Origin of the sequence: Lactiplantibacillus sp. 7.2.4 (assembly GCF_018991185.1) — a bacterium.
Classification (GTDB): Bacteria; Bacillota; Bacilli; order Lactobacillales; family Lactobacillaceae; genus Lactiplantibacillus; species Lactiplantibacillus pentosus.
Genome location: NZ_JAGYGS010000031.1, coordinates 1 through 15,350, shown reverse-complemented (window position 1 = coordinate 15,350; position 15,350 = coordinate 1). Strand labels below are relative to the sequence as shown.

At 47.2% G+C, this 15,350-nt stretch carries 17 protein-coding genes; 10 read left to right on the top strand and 7 right to left on the bottom strand.

The annotated features are described in order from the left end of the window. Positions 1 to 896 precede the first annotated feature (896 nt). On the top strand, positions 897 to 1,448 hold the full coding sequence (locus KGF70_RS10385) for a hypothetical protein (RefSeq protein ID WP_050337835.1): 552 nt from the start codon (positions 897 to 899) through the stop codon (positions 1,446 to 1,448). Between the two features lie 138 nt (positions 1,449 to 1,586). Next, a complete protein-coding gene (locus KGF70_RS10380) occupies positions 1,587 to 1,856 on the top strand; it encodes a hypothetical protein (RefSeq protein WP_050337834.1) in 270 nt (89 codons plus the stop codon). Positions 1,857 to 2,005: 149 nt separating this feature from the next. Here the strand turns inward: KGF70_RS10380 and KGF70_RS10375 are convergent, their stop codons facing one another. From KGF70_RS10375 to KGF70_RS10355, 5 genes are all read right to left on the bottom strand, one after another. After that, positions 2,006 to 3,076, bottom strand: coding sequence for an ABC transporter substrate-binding protein (locus tag KGF70_RS10375; RefSeq protein ID WP_050337833.1), 1,071 nt, complete (start codon positions 3,074 to 3,076; stop codon positions 2,006 to 2,008). Beyond that, positions 3,073 to 3,888, bottom strand: coding sequence for an ABC transporter permease (locus KGF70_RS10370; RefSeq protein WP_003637544.1), 816 nt, complete (start codon positions 3,886 to 3,888; stop codon positions 3,073 to 3,075). Before KGF70_RS10370 ends, KGF70_RS10375 begins: the two co-directional genes overlap by 4 nt. Next, entirely contained in the window at positions 3,888 to 4,721 is an 834-nt protein-coding gene (locus KGF70_RS10365) for an ABC transporter permease (protein WP_216779793.1), read from the bottom strand. The genes KGF70_RS10370 and KGF70_RS10365 overlap by 1 nt, the downstream gene beginning before the upstream one ends. 12 nt (positions 4,722 to 4,733) lie before the next feature. After that, positions 4,734 to 5,831: an ABC transporter ATP-binding protein gene (locus KGF70_RS10360; protein ID WP_088770167.1), complete on the bottom strand. Its 1,098-nt coding sequence runs from the start codon at positions 5,829 to 5,831 to the stop codon at positions 4,734 to 4,736. A gap of 66 nt (positions 5,832 to 5,897) precedes the next feature. Further along, positions 5,898 to 6,440, bottom strand: coding sequence for a helix-turn-helix domain-containing protein (locus KGF70_RS10355; RefSeq protein WP_050337831.1), 543 nt, complete (start codon positions 6,438 to 6,440; stop codon positions 5,898 to 5,900). A gap of 387 nt (positions 6,441 to 6,827) precedes the next feature. Between KGF70_RS10355 and KGF70_RS10350 the strand changes: the two genes are divergently transcribed. Next, positions 6,828 to 7,043, top strand: coding sequence for a hypothetical protein (locus tag KGF70_RS10350; RefSeq protein ID WP_216768057.1), 216 nt, complete (start codon positions 6,828 to 6,830; stop codon positions 7,041 to 7,043). A 40-nt stretch (positions 7,044 to 7,083) separates the two neighbouring features. On the opposite strand, the gene KGF70_RS10345 is transcribed toward KGF70_RS10350, so the two are convergent. Continuing rightward, on the bottom strand, positions 7,084 to 7,551 hold the full coding sequence (locus tag KGF70_RS10345) for an ASCH domain-containing protein (protein WP_003637548.1): 468 nt from the start codon (positions 7,549 to 7,551) through the stop codon (positions 7,084 to 7,086). 183 nt (positions 7,552 to 7,734) lie between these two features. On the opposite strand from KGF70_RS10345, the gene KGF70_RS10340 reads away from it, so the two are divergent. The 6 genes from KGF70_RS10340 (at position 7,735) to KGF70_RS10315 (ending at position 12,514) form a co-directional block, all read left to right on the top strand. Beyond that, the gene (locus tag KGF70_RS10340; RefSeq protein ID WP_050337829.1) at positions 7,735 to 8,220 is read left to right on the top strand and encodes a GNAT family N-acetyltransferase; all 486 of its coding nucleotides are present in this window, start codon (positions 7,735 to 7,737) and stop codon (positions 8,218 to 8,220) included. Between the two features lie 2 nt (positions 8,221 to 8,222). Beyond that, entirely contained in the window at positions 8,223 to 8,750 is a 528-nt protein-coding gene (locus KGF70_RS10335) for a GNAT family N-acetyltransferase (protein WP_216768056.1), read from the top strand. Positions 8,751 to 8,844: 94 nt separating this feature from the next. Then, positions 8,845 to 9,030 (top strand): hypothetical protein, encoded by a 186-nt coding sequence (locus KGF70_RS10330; RefSeq protein ID WP_050337827.1) that lies wholly within the window; start codon positions 8,845 to 8,847, stop codon positions 9,028 to 9,030. A gap of 1,212 nt (positions 9,031 to 10,242) precedes the next feature. Then, on the top strand, positions 10,243 to 10,599 hold the full coding sequence (locus KGF70_RS10325; RefSeq protein ID WP_216768055.1) for a GntR family transcriptional regulator: 357 nt from the start codon (positions 10,243 to 10,245) through the stop codon (positions 10,597 to 10,599). Beyond that, positions 10,596 to 11,489: an ATP-binding cassette domain-containing protein gene (locus KGF70_RS10320; protein ID WP_216768054.1), complete on the top strand. Its 894-nt coding sequence runs from the start codon at positions 10,596 to 10,598 to the stop codon at positions 11,487 to 11,489. Before KGF70_RS10325 ends, KGF70_RS10320 begins: the two co-directional genes overlap by 4 nt. Positions 11,490 to 11,656: 167 nt before the next feature. Then, on the top strand, positions 11,657 to 12,514 hold the full coding sequence (locus KGF70_RS10315; RefSeq protein WP_253954749.1) for an acetoin ABC transporter permease: 858 nt from the start codon (positions 11,657 to 11,659) through the stop codon (positions 12,512 to 12,514). A gap of 128 nt (positions 12,515 to 12,642) precedes the next feature. Here the strand turns inward: KGF70_RS10315 and KGF70_RS10310 are convergent, their stop codons facing one another. Further along, entirely contained in the window at positions 12,643 to 14,013 is a 1,371-nt protein-coding gene (locus KGF70_RS10310; protein ID WP_216768053.1) for an aldehyde dehydrogenase family protein, read from the bottom strand. Between the two features lie 436 nt (positions 14,014 to 14,449). Between KGF70_RS10310 and fba the strand changes: the two genes are divergently transcribed. Continuing rightward, positions 14,450 to 15,313, top strand: a complete 864-nt coding sequence (gene fba / locus KGF70_RS10305; RefSeq protein ID WP_003637556.1) for a class II fructose-1,6-bisphosphate aldolase — start codon at positions 14,450 to 14,452, stop codon at positions 15,311 to 15,313. Positions 15,314 to 15,350 lie beyond the last annotated feature (37 nt).

The window sequence follows — 15,350 nt, the reverse complement described above, 5'->3', positions numbered from 1 at the left end:
AACGTACTTGTGCCCAAAAGGTATAAATACGTCGCTGGTATATTTATAGAGCGAGCTCATATTGGCAAATTCACGAAAACTTTAACACCTATTCTCCGCGACACAATAAAGCATTCTAAGCTGTTATACGCGTTGCTAATCTTTTTGAAGGAACTGTACATTTTAGGCGTCGCCGGTCTTGTATGGTGCATTTTTTTGTTCCAGAATTCCAAGCCGATTTGGGTGCCAGTTTGTGGAATTTCTTACCTCATTCTCAGTATACGGCCGCTCGTTCTTCAGATGTTTAGCTATGCTTTCTACAACAAACACCCAAGAATAGATGATGCAATCATTCTTCCAAATAGAAGCACTCGTGCTAGACTTTGATGGCTGATGTGGTCACTATTTTATTGTTGCATCTCAATCGGGCTCCTGCTAATAACGATAATTTTAGGAATACAGCTAAGTACCATGCATTTTATAATAATGAAGTGAGTCGGCATTCTGCCATGTGGTGGTATTTTTTAATGTGATACCAATACGGTCAGAGGCATTACAAGCTGCCGAAAAATGGACAAGGATCCTGCTGGGTGTCTATGACTCAGGTACGTCACAAAGAACGCCGATATGACCTGTTGGAGATTCAGGGAGACTTTGTGCGTACGCGCCAATATGGCTTACTTGTAAATGGATGTGATGACGGCCCATTTGGTCGTATATTTACTGTCACATTTGGTAACGTAATTGCACCTTTCAGAAGTTCATGAATTTAGAATCGTTTATTAGGACTACTGATTTACCATAAGTTATCAAAAGCGTTGTGCCTTCATTTCTAACAGAAACCGAGACACAACGCATTGGTACAAAATACATTCCGAAAATAACGTCACCCGTTTTAGAAAGGTCGGGCCAAATTAATGACTTTATATCCAGAGCAACTCCTTATCCCTGTGTTTCAGAGCACCTTATTGAATCAGGCGCTGACCGTGGTTGGCTACGGTGCTTTGTACTGGCTAGCTGGGATCATTATGCGTCCAATCGTCCGTAGACAAATGGATCTGTTGGAAAAAGCAGGGTTACTCAAAACTGATCAAGAGGTAAAAAAGACCAAGCTGGACAGGATTCTACAACGAACCAAAATAGTGGCAGTGACAGTGGCTGTGAGTTTGTTTGTGAGCGTATTGGCGCTAAAGTACGATTATTACTACGTTATTTTTGTTATTGTATCGCTCAAAGTTTGCATATCACTACTATATTTGACGGTTCTGGTAGAGTGCTGGATTCCGGTAAGGATGCTAATTGAGAAAGGTTCTTTACTTCAAAAGACCCATAAACTGGGAGCTGAGACGAAACGCTTGGGAATTACAGTGATCAGGAAACTAGAATGGTTATTGATAATAGACGCCGCCTTGAAACTCCCCGTTGCGTTGATATGTCTAAGCTTACATCTCCCTCAATTGGACTACTAGTCACTATCCGCCAAGTTTACCCGTCCCCATATTTGCGCAAGGAACCGCTGATTTGGACAATTAAGTTACCAGTTGTCGTTACTATCCGCCTGTGACCGATTACGCTTACAATCAAGGTAATCAAGGGGGGCGATGACAATGACAACGCCATTAGTGGTAGCACCAATTAAAAAGTGGTTCGTTAGTTTCGTGGTTGTCGTGGTAATAGTGACGCTCTGGTCGCAGGCAATCTGGTGGTTAGCGAGCAGTGCATTTGGATCATTGATCATACTCAATTTACAGTTCTTAGTCTTTCCGAATACAGCGGACCGGCACTGGCTGAGTCGGCTGAGCCTCGGATTAGTCTTCGCGCTAGTCTTAATTGCTAATCTTAAGTTTATCATCGTTAGTGCGATGGTCTTTCACTAACACTAGTGACTGAATTGCGGCGTCGCTCGATTGCGAGTCAGAGGGAGCGAGTCGCCGTGCAGCTAACGGTTGTCCTGACAATTGAACACGCATGAGCATAATAAAAAAGTGGTGCTAGCTAAGCTAACATCACTTTTTGGCGTCTCAGATTAATGGTGCATCTTGAATTCCAAGTAACGATCATTATATAGACCGACTTTGGCGGGTGATAAATCTTGATAGATTTGAAGGTGCTTGATGGTTTGGTTATCCGGGTAGAACTGCCGGTCATTGCGAATTGCTTTAGGTAATAGCGCTTTGGCCTTGCGGTTCGGTGTCGCATAACCAATGTACTCGGCGTTTTGTGCGGCATTTTTGGGCTCGCTCATGAAATTCAAGAAGGCGTAGATGGCTTTAAAATGCTTGGCGGTCTTCGGAATGACTAAGTTGTCAAACCACAAGTTACTGCCTTCAGACGGCACGACGTAGTGGAGATGTGAGTTGCCGTCCAACATCTCACTCGCTTCACCAGACCAGTCAACCGCAATCGCCGCTTCATTTTGAATCATGTACATCTTGATTTCATCGGCAACGACTGCTTTGACGTTTGGCGATAACCGATTCAGCTTGTTACGCGCTGCCAATAGGGTCGCCGGGTCAGTGGTATTCATGGATCGATTCATCGAGGCGAGGGCAAAGCCCATCACGTCACGTGCGCTATCGATCAGCATGATCTTATTTTTGTACTTTTGTTGCCATAAATCATTCCAATGCTGAATGCTGCCCGGTTGCACGTACTTGTCATTATAAATAATCCCCAGTGTTCCCCAGAAGTACGGCACGGAATAACGATTGTGCTTATCGAAGGCGAGGTTCATGAAACGCGGATCGTAATTCTGCATTCCGGTCAGCTTGCTTTTATCGAGTGGTAAGAGCAAGTGGGCCTTTTTCATTTTCTCAATCATGTAATCGCTAGGGACGGTCAGGTCATAGCTGGTACCGCCTTGCTTGATCTTGGTATACATGGCTTCGTTGCTGTCGAAGGTCTCGACGTTGACGTGATACCCGGTCTGCTTCTGGAACTTCGTGAGTAAGCTCGGGTCGATGTAGTCACCCCAAGTATACAAGTTCAACACCTTTTTGCCGGTGCTACCGGAGCTCGTCTGTAAGCGTTGTGCGCCAAAAGCGAGCAGACCACAGACGACGAGCAGACTGACGATGATACCGAATAATTTTTTCATTTCCGCCGCCCCCTAACTGCTGGCCGCCGGTGCCGACTGCTGTATTGGTTGATGAAGTAGTAACCAATCACTAACACGAGTGCCATTAAGAACATGAGTCCGGATAGCGCGTTGATCTCCAAGTTGATGCCTTGCCGCGCCCGTGAATAGATTTCAACTGACAACGTACTGAAGCCGTTCCCGGTCACGAAGAAGGTCACGGCAAAATCATCGAGCGAATAGGTCAGCGCCATGAAGAAGCCCGAAAAAATCCCCGGCATAATGTACGGAATAATGATTTGGCTGAGTAGTTGCCAATTATTAGCGCCTAAATCCGCCGCGGCATCGAGCAAACTCGAACTCATTTCCTGAATCTTGGGAAGCACCATCAAGACCACGATGGGAATCGAGAAGGCGATGTGGCTCAGTAGTACTGAACCAAACCCGAGTGGGATTTTCAGTGCCGTGAAGAAAATCAGAAAACTAGCCCCAATGATGACATCGGGTGAGACCATCAGGATATTGTTCAAGGATAACAGCGTGTTGCGTGTGATTGGCTTGGTCGTACTATTGATGCCTAACGCGCCAAGCGTACCGATAACAGTTGCTAATAGTGAAGATAAGAGGGCAATCAATAAGGTGTCCAGAAAAATCGCAATCAACCGCGTGTCGGCGAATAAATCTTGGTAGTGCTGCCACGTAAATCCGTGGAAGTTGTTCATGGTCGTCCCCTGGCTAAAGGAGTAGACGACAAGAAAGATAATTGGCGCGTATAACACGATAAAGATGAACCAGAGGTATAGATTGCGCCACTTGAAGTTACGTAACGTCATTATTTCGTCAACCCCTTTCGTGTGCGCCGTTTGCCACCACTAGTCAGCCACATGATAATGACCATCGCAATAATCAGCACAACGCCGATCGTCGAGCCCATGCCCCAATTCATGGTCGTTAAGAAGTGCTCTTCAATGGCAGTCCCCAGCGTGATCACTTTGTTCCCGCCAATCAAGCGCGTCAACATGAAGAGTGATAGCGATGGAATGAAGACGGCCTGAATCCCTGCTTTGACGCCCGGTAAGGTCAAGGGAAAAATGACCCGACTAAATGTTTGCCAATTGGTCGCTCCCAAGTCACGACTGGCATTGATATACGAGGCGTTCAGTTCGCTGATCGAGTTGTAAATCGGCAGGACCATGAACGGAATTTGAATGTAGGCCGCAACAAAGATAAAGCTAAAGTTCGTGAACAGCAGCTGCTTGGGGCCAATACCGATAAAACTCAAAAATTGATTGGCGATTCCAGCTTGGCTGAAAATTCCAATGAAGGCGTAGGCCTTTAACAAGAGGTTGATCCACGTTGGCATGATGATCAGCAGTAGCCATAGTTGCGGATGCTTGGTCTCGTTGAGCAAGTACGCCGTGGGGTAGCTGATCAGGATGGTTGCCAAGGTAATCAAAAAAGCATACCAGACGGAGTTGAGCGTCATCATCAAATAAGTGTTGGACGAGAAGTAGGTCTGGTAATTGCCAAGCGTGAATTGCCCATTGATATTAAAGAATGATTGATAAATGAGCAATAGCACGGGCGCAATGACGAAGAGGATGATCCATAACATGTACGGAATGAAGTAAGCCGTATTACGACTCAACCGTTGTTTTTGTTGCATGCTGGCCACCTCCTAATCGTCTTCATATTGTTCAAGCCGGGCGTCGAAAGCCGCTTCGCTTTCGTTGAGACGCATGACGTGAATGTCTTGCGGGTCAAAGGTCAAGCCGATTGGTTCACCTTCTGCCGCCGGGTTGGTCGAGTGGACGAGCCATTCGTTGTGGTCGGTATCGTAAGCCACGATTTCAAAGTAGTTGCCGCGGAAGAGTTGTGAATCCACGGTGACCACAAGCTTGCCCTGGTCTGCCGCGACGATGTCCAAGTCTTCTGGTCGGAGCACGACTTCGACGGGTTCGTCTGGTTGCATACCGGCGTCAGCGCATTCGAAGGATTTGCCAACGAATTCGACTTCGAAGTCCTGCAGCATCTTGCCGGGAATAATATTACTTTCGCCAATGAAGTTCGCAACAAAGTGGTTGATGGGTTCGTCGTAAATGTCGACTGGCGAGCCACCTTGCAGGATCTCACCAGCGTTCATGACAAAAATCTCATCACTCATGGCGAGGGCTTCTTCCTGGTCATGGGTCACAAATAGGAAGGTGATGCCAAGCCGTTGTTGCAAGTCGCGTAATTCATACTGCATGTCTTTACGAAGTTTGGCATCAAGCGCTGATAGCGGTTCGTCCAGCAATAAGACTTTGGGCTGCATGACCAGTGCCCGGGCAATTGCGACCCGTTGTTGTTGTCCGCCTGAAATTTCACTGATTTCGCGGTCGCCGAGGTCCGCCAGTTGCACCATTGCGAGCGCGTCTTGAACTCGAGTCTCGATTTCGTCCTTAGGTACTTTATGGAGCTTAAGGCCAAAAGCCACGTTTTCTGCGACATTCATGTGTGGGAAGAGTGCGTAGTCTTGGAAGACCGTATTGACTTGCCGTTGGTTGGCTGGTAGTCCGTTGATAAGCTGCCCATCGAAGTAGACTTGTCCCGAAGTCGCGTCGGTAAAGCCCGCAATGGTCCGTAGAATCGTCGTTTTACCGCAACCAGAAGGGCCTAGTAAGGTGTAGAACTTACCGGCTTCTAGGTCGAGATTGATATTTTTTAAAACTTGATGTTCCCCGTAACTTTTTGTGATATTCGTTAACCGAATAATTGGTTGTGCGTTAACCGCCAAAGTAAAGACCTCCCTAAAACGTGTGCTGGATCGCGCAACGTGGCGTGCCAGTCAGTAGTACTGTGATTATAAGTAGGACGCGGTCGTAACCAAGGTGAACGTGCAGGACGTCGAGCCTGGGTTGCTGATTTGGTGCGTCTTAGTGGCATGAAATGACAAGGTGTCACCCGCCGTAGCGGTATACCGCTGTGTGCCTAATTGTAAACTGAGCGTGCCGGTTTGAACCATGATGAAGGTTTCCGCCGGCGAAGGCTCAAAGGATTTGAAGCGACCATTCGGAACCAGTGTAACGGTGACGGGCTCTAACTGGTTGTCGTTAGAGGCCGGTACAAGCCATTTGACACGGTATCCGAGGGCTTCATCGTCATAAGTCGTCTGTTCATCGGGATGGTAGACGACTTTATGGGTCGGTTGTTCCGTCGCAAAGAAATCAGCGGGTGCACAGCCCAGGACTTCAAGAATCGCGAAGAAGGTCTCCATCGAAGGCGATGACTGATCGTGCTCCAATTGCGATATGTAACCTTTACTGAGATCAGTTCGTTCACCCAGCTCTTCTTGCGTCAGTTGTTTTTGAATCCGCAGATTGCGGATGCGTTGACCAATATCCATGACATTCACCTCGAATCGGTAGTTTTGTTTAACTAAACAATAAGTTTAGTACGAGCTTTAATTATAATGAAAAATGGGGTGGTGGCAAGCCTTTTTTGCGAATTTTAGCTTGCTAACTTTTACCACCAAATGACCGCGGCTGAAAAGGCAAATGCGGGTTGGTGTTTGGCGGATGGTGAGCGTTGTTCGGTTAATTAATCAATCTGGTTTTATGCCACGGTTGCGTACGAGTTGCGTTTCAAACATGAACAATTAGTTCGATTGAACAAACCGAGCGAACGGGGGTATGTTAGCGGCTAGCCAGCATCCAGTGGCCAGGTTGGTTCAAGTGACATCATCAGCGTGCTATCGCCAGACGGTGCCAAACCGGTCAGCAGCGTCTCGTCGGTGGACAGTTTATGCGGGATGTTAGCGACTAGCCAGAACAAAACGACTAGGTGGATTCAAGTTAATGATTGGCGCGCCATCATTAGATTAGTCCAAATCGACCGGTCAAAGCTCGTCATTGAACAGCTTGAAACGGATGTTATCAATTGGCACGGACCATTAAATCTGGCGGCAGTATCGCCCGGCACAGACCGCCAACCGTCCAAGCGGCATTAAAAAAGCCCAAGACATCCGTCTCAGGCCGTCATCGTTGTTATTAATCCGCGCGGTAAACGACTTCAAAAACCTCGCTGACCATCGGTGTATCTGATGAAAGGTTTTTGCCGTGTTCTTCTAGCGTTGGGGTGAACTCATCGGTCTTGCGTTTCCGCCAATCGCCGATGCTGCGATCACCTTCGCCTTCATGATAAGCGTGTTCCGCGGAGATACGATAGAATGGAATCAATTCGGAGACTACCGTTTTGATGATTGCGACTGGTTTCATATCACCGTTTAATAACACGTTATAATCGCCGACTTGGGGAATGGCAACTTGTTCCGCTGTAAAAGTGTCCAACGGTGTCGTTGTGGCTGTCTTCGTTCCAGCCAGAATGGCATCAGTCAAAGCCTGAACTTCTTGAGGGTTATTTTGTTGACCAAACCAACGTGTCTGATAAGAGGCCCCTTGTGTGTCGGTCGTTTCATTGTAAGCTTTCCATAATTGTTCTGCTGATTGTGCTGGCATACCCGTCACCTAATTTCGCTTAGAATATTGAATTCGTCATCATGTAACCGAATTCACAATTCAAGTATAGCATGTCGCTTCATAAAACGACACGTTCGACACTGGATTCAATCGGAAAATTAAGTGAGTCAACAATTAAGCAAGATTTGTTATAATGGGCGTACGAATCGGAGGCGAAGATTGATGGAAATTACACCTGTTAAGATGACGGATTTGCCACAAATTATGGCGATTGAAAAAGCGGGTTTTTCGGAAGCCGAAGCCGGCAGTGAAGCCGCCTATCGGGAACGAATCGAAAAGTTGGGCGAGACTTTTCTAGTGGCGCGCGATGATGCGGTCGTATTAGGCTTTATCGTGGGGCCAGCCGTTGGTGCGCGGTACATTCAAGACGAGATGTTTGTCACGACACCGACGAACCTGCCACGCGGCGGTCACCAACTCGTGTTCACGTTGGCGGTCTCACCACTAGCCCGTCATCAACAGATTGGCAGCCAGCTACTGACTGCCTTAGCTGAGAATGCACAGGCTCATGGTCGAACGAGTATGAGTTTGACCTGCTTGGAACGCTTGGTGCCATTTTATGAACAGAATGGCTTTGTCAATCAGGGGGTCGCTGAGTCAACGCATGCCGGTGAGACTTGGTATAACTTAGAGAAAGTTTGGGATTAAAAATGAAATTAGCAACATTACAAGCACAATTACCGGATTTTGAAATTCGCCTGCTCACTTTAGCAGACCAGGAAGACTTACTGCGCTTAGAGCAGAGTAACCCGCAGTATCATCAGTATTTTTCACCAGAACCGCTGACCATGACGGAAGTCCAACATGACTTGACCGCCCATCCAGATGAGCTGGCTGCCGCACAGAAACAAGTTTTTGGTTTTTATCTTGCGCATTGGCTGGTCGCAGTCGTGGACTTGTTGAATCAGTACCCACAAGAGCAATTTCTATTTATCGGCTTGCTGATGGTCAACCGGGCTTATCAGCGTAAATCAGTCGGTCGCGTCATCGTCACCGGCCTGATGCAGGCAGCCCTTGCAAGCAATATCAAAGTGATCCAGTTGACACGGGTGACTGAAGATGAAGGCGTTGCGCGGTTCTGGGAAGGACTGGGCTTTGAAGATGGCAATCAACTCTTCTTACCGTTACGTGCCGGGGGTCGGCTGCCCGTGACGACTATGTCGCGACTGCTCCAATAGAATTCTCATGGAACTCTTAGCGATAAGGCCTAGTAAGCGATATCAGACGTGTTAAACTCGTGGTGACTAATAAATAGAAATGAGGTTAACACAGATGATTAAGCATTGGGGAAAAGCGGACACTGGGATGTTAATTGCATCCGTCTTACTATTAATGGTGATTTTCACATTTTTCGAAATTACCGCTAGTTTGACAGTCAGTGCGATTGCTTTTCCGATTAGTTTGATTGTGTTGATGGCGATTATGGAATACGCCGCAACGGAACTACGGCGCAAATAAGTGACTCGCAGCTAAATCGCAACCTAAATAGGCGCCCGTACTTGTCATTGACAAGTGCGGGCGCTTTTACTCGTAAAAAAGTTGTTAACGCATTGTGATTGGTTGTTTGTCGGGAGTTGTGGGTGGAATGTGACAGTTATTTGGATTGCTGTTCGTCAGCCGGTGATCTCCTTAGTCCGACTTCCGGGGCCGGCTGACAACGCTGGAACAGGGCGGACATCGATTTGAACTCACGCAGAAGACCACTGCGTAATTTCAAATACGAGTCTTCTTCTAGCCCGGGAACCCCACCCGGACAAGAAGAACTTCGCCCTTGAGCATTGTCCGCCGGCCCCTCCAGTCGGGAAGTCGCTCGAATGGCGGATGAACGGCCGCCCATCTGGGTACAATTGGCCATTGAATAATTAGGAGACAGGTCCTTCGAGCAAACTTTGAATTGGCAATAAAACTCATCTGGAATTTGCAGGTCAAGATTTTGTTGAACGGATCTAATCGAAACTGCCTTGTTGGTAGATGACAGGATTACTGATTTCAAAGCATTAACGACTAGTTCATATTCAGTCTGATTCGAAAACGTATCAAGTAAGGGATAATAATCTAGACACTCCTGTACTGACGGCACTAGACGATAGCCTAATGATTAAGAAAAAGTTTTAGACAAAACAAATCTGACAGTCAGATAACAGCTGTACGGTTTGATATGAATCAGTGATCAGTCTTTAAAAAAGTTGGGTCCGCACATGTCCGCCTTTCGAATACCATCCCCGGTTGGAAGGTGTTTCTGACAATGCTCAGCGTTTTTCAGAGTGTGAGGTTCAGACGGGTTGGGACTGAGGATTAGCCTAGCTAGAGCGTTAAGCGGTGAATTTCCGCTTGGCGTTCTGGCGTAGCTAACCGGAAGTCCCAGTCTGACCCGAACACGTTTTATCCATACTGCAGCTAACGTGGAAGACCAGTATTTAAGACGCGATTTGTCGGCTTAAATCTGTGTCCATCGCGTTCCAGCGTTGTCAGAAATGCCTGGAAGCCGGTGTAGGATGCATCTATCACAGAAAGTTTACGCCGATTTGCCCTATTTTCCAGCGGTTCTAAGCTGGCTGTACTTCAAAGGTCTACAGAATATTAAGACTTTCTTACCTTGTCAGCAACTGTACTATGCTGTACTATGTTGTTTAAACAAAGCAGTCGTCGGATTTCAAATGGAGGTGGGCCATGCAAATTGACCATGGGAGCAGGCAGCCGTATTATGCGCAGTTGGTAACCGGAATTGAACAAGATATCGCGCACGGGGTGTTGCAGCCCGGTGAACAGTTGCCGTCGGTGCGGGAGATGGCGCGCCAACATTTGCTCAATCCGAATACGGTCAGCAAGGCTTACAAGCAGTTGGAGGCGCAACAGATCATTCAGACGGTTCCAGGCAAGGGGACTTACGTGCAGGCCGCGGATCCAAGCTTGTTGCAAGCGGAATTGCGCGAGCGGTTCACACAAATCGTCAAGCTAGCGTATCAGAGTGGGGTCAGTATCGCTGAACTCCACGACTGGCTCGACAAAACGGGGGAAATGTTATGAGTTTAGTGATTAATCAGTTAAGCAAACAAATCGACCATCACCAGACGTTGAATGAGATTAGTTTTGAAATTGGCTTAGGACAAATCGTGGGCGTGGTCGGTCGTAATGGTGTCGGTAAGACGACGCTGTTTCGGACCATCAACGGTCAGTATCTCAGCGACAAGGGGACCGTCACAGTCGATGGTCAAAACGTGGCAACGCAACCAGCGTCTCGTACGCAGTTGTGCTTCATTGACCCACTGACGAATTTCTTCAAGGGCGCGACGATCAAACAAATTCAGTGGTACTACCAAGCCGCTTATCCGGCCTTTGATAATGCCAAATTTGAGCAATTACTCGACCGTTATCAGTTGACTTCTAAGCAAAAATTACGGCATTTCTCAAAGGGGACCTTTGGCTTATTTACCATTATTCTCAGCGTGGCGACGCAAGCATCATACCTCTTTCTCGATGAACCGCTAGATGGTTTGGACGTCCTGATTCGCAAGAATATTCTGGGCATCTTGATTGATGAAGTCGCAACCGGCGAGCGGTCGATCGTGATTGCGTCGCATAACTTGGTCGAACTAGAAGGCGTGATCGACCGGGCATTGATGTTGAAGCATGGGCAAATCGTCAACGATTATCAGTTGGAATCGATGCGGCATAATGCGCGCAAAGTTCAACTGGTCTACCGTGATAAGCAGATTCCAGCGGTGATCAAGCAGTTGGGACACATCGTCCACGTGTCAGGGCGGGTAATCGTCGTTGTTTTCGAGAATTTCGACGAAGCGCTCCAGACGCAATTGGCCGCGACTGAGCCAGTCTTTCAAGAAGAGTTACCACTCTCATTGGCTGACTTGTTCATGGCGAATTTGACGGACGAAGCGGATTTTGAATTATTATCTTAGGGGGCGGGGATATGACCAAACGAACATTATGGCAGTTGTTGTGGCGGCACTATCGCGTCATTGTATTGACAGGAATAGTGGCTTTATTGCTGGCTGGTATTAAGGAAGGTTATAGTATCGTGTAGCGTCCGTCCTTATACATTGCGGTGAATGAGACCAGTTTTACATTGACCAGTGCGAACGGTATTCGAATGGGGCTGGTCGTCAGTATTTTAGTCAGCCTAGTCATAGGCGTCGTGCTATTTTTGAATGATAATTTTACAAACTTTGATCAGTATTTATTTAGCTTGCCGGTTCCGCGGCGCCAGATCTATCGCCGCAAAATCGGACTCCTGATTGGGACGGTGGTGAGTGCGTACGTCTTGGCCGAAGCGATTTATGGCCTGATTACTTGGCGGGTGCTGGTCAATCGGCATGTTGGGGTGAACTGGGTTGGCTCGATCTATGAGGAAGTTGAAATTCTAGCACTAATTATCACGCTAAGCCTAGTCGCGGCCACGTTTGGCTTGTGGGTCGGCCGCGTCTTTGCAAGTGCCCTGGCGACGTTCGTCTTCACTTGCAGTCTGCCGTTTGCCTACGATGGCTTGATCAACATTGTGGCTGGAGTGACTGGTCAGACTTATCGCCAAGCGGATATTTTAGGGACGTTGTCGAGTCAGCACCCCAGCGGTCTGTTAATTGTCCTGGTGATTTGTGGCGTCATTAGTGGGAGCCTCTACTGGCTCAACCAATGGGCGTTTGACCACTTATCATTAGAAAATGGGCAGGACTTTTTCCGTTTCCCACAATTGCGCGGCGCTGTTCTGAGTTTTTCAATCGGCTATTTGATTATTGCAATCAGCTGCTCACAATTTGGTGCTGGGATTGTTGGCTTACTGACCGACCATTATAAACCGCAATTACCGCTAGTTACTTTTATTCTATTGACGATTGCGGTCGCTTACCTCACCTGGAGTCTGGGGCGTTGGTTCTTATATCGACCGGATCGGTTCCGGGATGCTTGGACGTTCAAGAAGCTGGCGTAACAATTGAATCAGTTTGAACCTAAAACGTGCCCACTGAAGTGAAATGACTTCGGTGGGCACGTTTATTAGCGGCAATTTGAATTCTATTGGGTCTATTATCAGTGACCTGAATGAGTTATCTTATGAAGTTAGCGAATCTTATCTAAACGCTTGGCGACGGTCTTGATATTGAGCAAGTCCCAGTCTTCCAAGTTATGTGAAATCGAATTATGACCCCATGTCCCGCAACCGAGTGTTAGGGAAGGCGCCACGTTGTCGTACTTGTAACCGATCGCCCCTTGTGAGGATGGGACGTTGATTAACGCCCGGCAAGCGGTCATTTCCAAGGCAAACTTGTTCATGACGGCTTCGTCAGTCGTGTGCAAGGCGGCCGTGTGACCCAAGCCACCCAGTGACAGACTGCGTTTCATCAAGTTGAAACCCGTCTCAGTATCTTTGGCATGTACGACCGCGAGTACTGGCGATAACTTCTCACGCGATAAGACTTGGTCGCCACCGATGCTTGGTAGTTCAACGGCTAAGACCTTGGTGTCGGTAGGAACGTCGAAACCGGCCCATTGTGCGATCTGCCATGGTGTTTGCCCAGCAACCTTTGGATCAACGGCCTGCTTATCGAGGTTCATGACGGTTGCTTCTAAGGCCTTAAAATTGTCAGGACCAACGAAATAGACGCCCTGTTGACTGAGTTCGGTCTTGACCTGGTCATAGATCTGGTCGGCCACGATAAGGTTCGATTCGGACGCACAAATCATGCCGTTATCAAACGACTTGGACGTGACGACATCACTAACGGCTTGATGCACGTCAGCGGTCTGTTCGATAAAGCAGGGCACGTTGCCGGGACCAACGCCGAGCGCAGGCTTGCCGGTGGAGTACGCCGTTTTGACCATGCCGGCACCCCCGGTTGCAATAATCGTTGCCACACCAGGGTGGTTCATTAAGGTGTTAGTTGCTTCCAGACTAGGCGTTTTGATCCATTGAATCCAATCTTTGGGTGCGCCCGCGGCAACCGCAGCGTCACGGATGATTTTACCAGTTTCGACACATGATTTTTGCGCAAACGGGTGGAAGCCGAAAATAATCGGATTACGAGTCTTTAAGGCCAGCATCGCGTTGAAGATGACGGTCGACGTGGGGTTAGTGACTGGGGTAACGCCGGCGATAATACCAACTGGCTCAGCCACTTTCATGACGCCACTGACCGGATCGTCGTTAATGATGCCAACGGTCTTATCATCCTTGATGTAATCGTAAATGTGTTTGGCCGCGAAATCATTCTTGGCGACCTTATCGCGATAATTTCCCCGTCCGGTCTCCTCAACTGCCATGGCAGCTAACATGCCACGAGCTGCGTGGGCTGCGCGAGCCATGGCGGCCACGGCTTGGTCAGCTTGTTCTTGGTTCATCACTTCTAGCCGAGTGGCGGCTAACGAGGCGTTCAAGACTAACCGATCAATCGATTGTGACACGGTGGTGTGTTCATCAATTTCTTTCAACATTAACGGTTCCCCCTATGCAAAAACCAATTTGTTGTTTCCTTCACAACCATTATTATAAAACCTTTTTCACAAATGTAAATAGCTGATTTGAGATTTCATAATTTAGTCTTTAATTGTTAATATTGCTGTGTTCAAGGCGTTTGATAATGTAAATAAATCGGATGCTTACATTTTATAATTATTAATGGTTGTTATTTCTGTCACAAAATCCCAAACCTTGATTTTACAGCTAATTTTGACAGGGGTTCCGACATTGGGAAATGATTTAAAAATCGATGGAAGGGTTTACAATTCGATAGGTATCAAAAAGACGGCAATTTACCGGCAATCGTTGGTTAAGAAATATGCCAAATCGGTTATCACTCCTATCTAAAATGTGCTAAAATGAATGTGATTCAAAAATCGTATCTCTTAATTAACCTAGGAGGGTTATTTTATGTCATTTGTAAATGCTGTTGATATGACACAAGACGCATACAAGAACCATTATGCTATTGGTGCGTTCAACACAAACAACCTTGAATGGACTCGTTGCATCTTGAAGGGTGCTCAAGACACTAACACCCCAGTTATTATCCAAGTTTCAATGGGTGCTGCTAAGTACATGGGTGGCTACAAGCTCGTTATGGACTTAGTTGCTGATGAAATGGAAAGCATGAACATCACTGTTCCTGTTGTTATGCACTTAGACCACGGTAACTACGAAGCTGCCAAGGAATGTATCGAAGTTGGTTACTCATCAGTTATGTTTGATGGCCATGACTTACCATTTGCCGAAAACTTAGAAAAGACTAAGGAAATCGTCAAATTAGCTCATGCTAAGGGCATCTCTGTTGAAGCCGAAGTTGGTTCAATTGGTGGTGAAGAAGACGGTATCATCGGTGAAGGTGAATTAGCTGATGTTGAAGAAGCTAAGACTTTAGCTGACACTGGTATCGACATCTTAGCCGCTGGGATTGGTAACATCCACGGCAAGTACCCAGAAAACTGGACTGGCTTACACTTCGATCGTCTTCAAGAAATCTCAGAAGCCGTTAAGATGCCATTGGTACTTCACGGTGGTTCTGGTATTCCTAAGGACCAAATCGTTAAGGCTGTTGAATTGGGTATTAGCAAGGTTAACGTTAACACCGAAAACCAAGTTGCTTTTGCCAATGCAACTCGTGCTTACATCGAATCTGGCGCAGACCAAATCGGTAAAGGCTACGATCCTCGTAAGTTATTGGCACCTGGTAAGAAAGCCATCGTTGATGTTGTTACATCACGTATTGGCTGGTTCAAGACTCCAGCTGTTAAATAATTGGATTTTTGATTCAGAAAGAGTCGACTCTTCGGAG

Coding starts and splice junctions, on each gene's coding strand:
- KGF70_RS10325 (WP_216768055.1), top strand. CDS start 10,243: ATGCAAATTGACCATGGGAGCAGGCAGCCGTATTATGCGCAGTTGGTA.
- KGF70_RS10345 (WP_003637548.1), bottom strand. CDS start 7,551: ATGCCAGCACAATCAGCAGAACAATTATGGAAAGCTTACAATGAAACG.
- KGF70_RS10365 (WP_216779793.1), bottom strand. CDS start 4,721: ATGCAACAAAAACAACGGTTGAGTCGTAATACGGCTTACTTCATTCCG.
- KGF70_RS10385 (WP_050337835.1), top strand. CDS start 897: ATGACTTTATATCCAGAGCAACTCCTTATCCCTGTGTTTCAGAGCACC.
- fba (WP_003637556.1), top strand. CDS start 14,450: ATGTCATTTGTAAATGCTGTTGATATGACACAAGACGCATACAAGAAC.
- KGF70_RS10330 (WP_050337827.1), top strand. CDS start 8,845: ATGATTAAGCATTGGGGAAAAGCGGACACTGGGATGTTAATTGCATCC.
- KGF70_RS10375 (WP_050337833.1), bottom strand. CDS start 3,076: ATGAAAAAATTATTCGGTATCATCGTCAGTCTGCTCGTCGTCTGTGGT.
- KGF70_RS10340 (WP_050337829.1), top strand. CDS start 7,735: ATGGAAATTACACCTGTTAAGATGACGGATTTGCCACAAATTATGGCG.
- KGF70_RS10320 (WP_216768054.1), top strand. CDS start 10,596: ATGAGTTTAGTGATTAATCAGTTAAGCAAACAAATCGACCATCACCAG.
- KGF70_RS10310 (WP_216768053.1), bottom strand. CDS start 14,013: ATGTTGAAAGAAATTGATGAACACACCACCGTGTCACAATCGATTGAT.
- KGF70_RS10370 (WP_003637544.1), bottom strand. CDS start 3,888: ATGACGTTACGTAACTTCAAGTGGCGCAATCTATACCTCTGGTTCATC.
- KGF70_RS10335 (WP_216768056.1), top strand. CDS start 8,223: ATGAAATTAGCAACATTACAAGCACAATTACCGGATTTTGAAATTCGC.
- KGF70_RS10355 (WP_050337831.1), bottom strand. CDS start 6,440: ATGGATATTGGTCAACGCATCCGCAATCTGCGGATTCAAAAACAACTG.
- KGF70_RS10380 (WP_050337834.1), top strand. CDS start 1,587: ATGACAACGCCATTAGTGGTAGCACCAATTAAAAAGTGGTTCGTTAGT.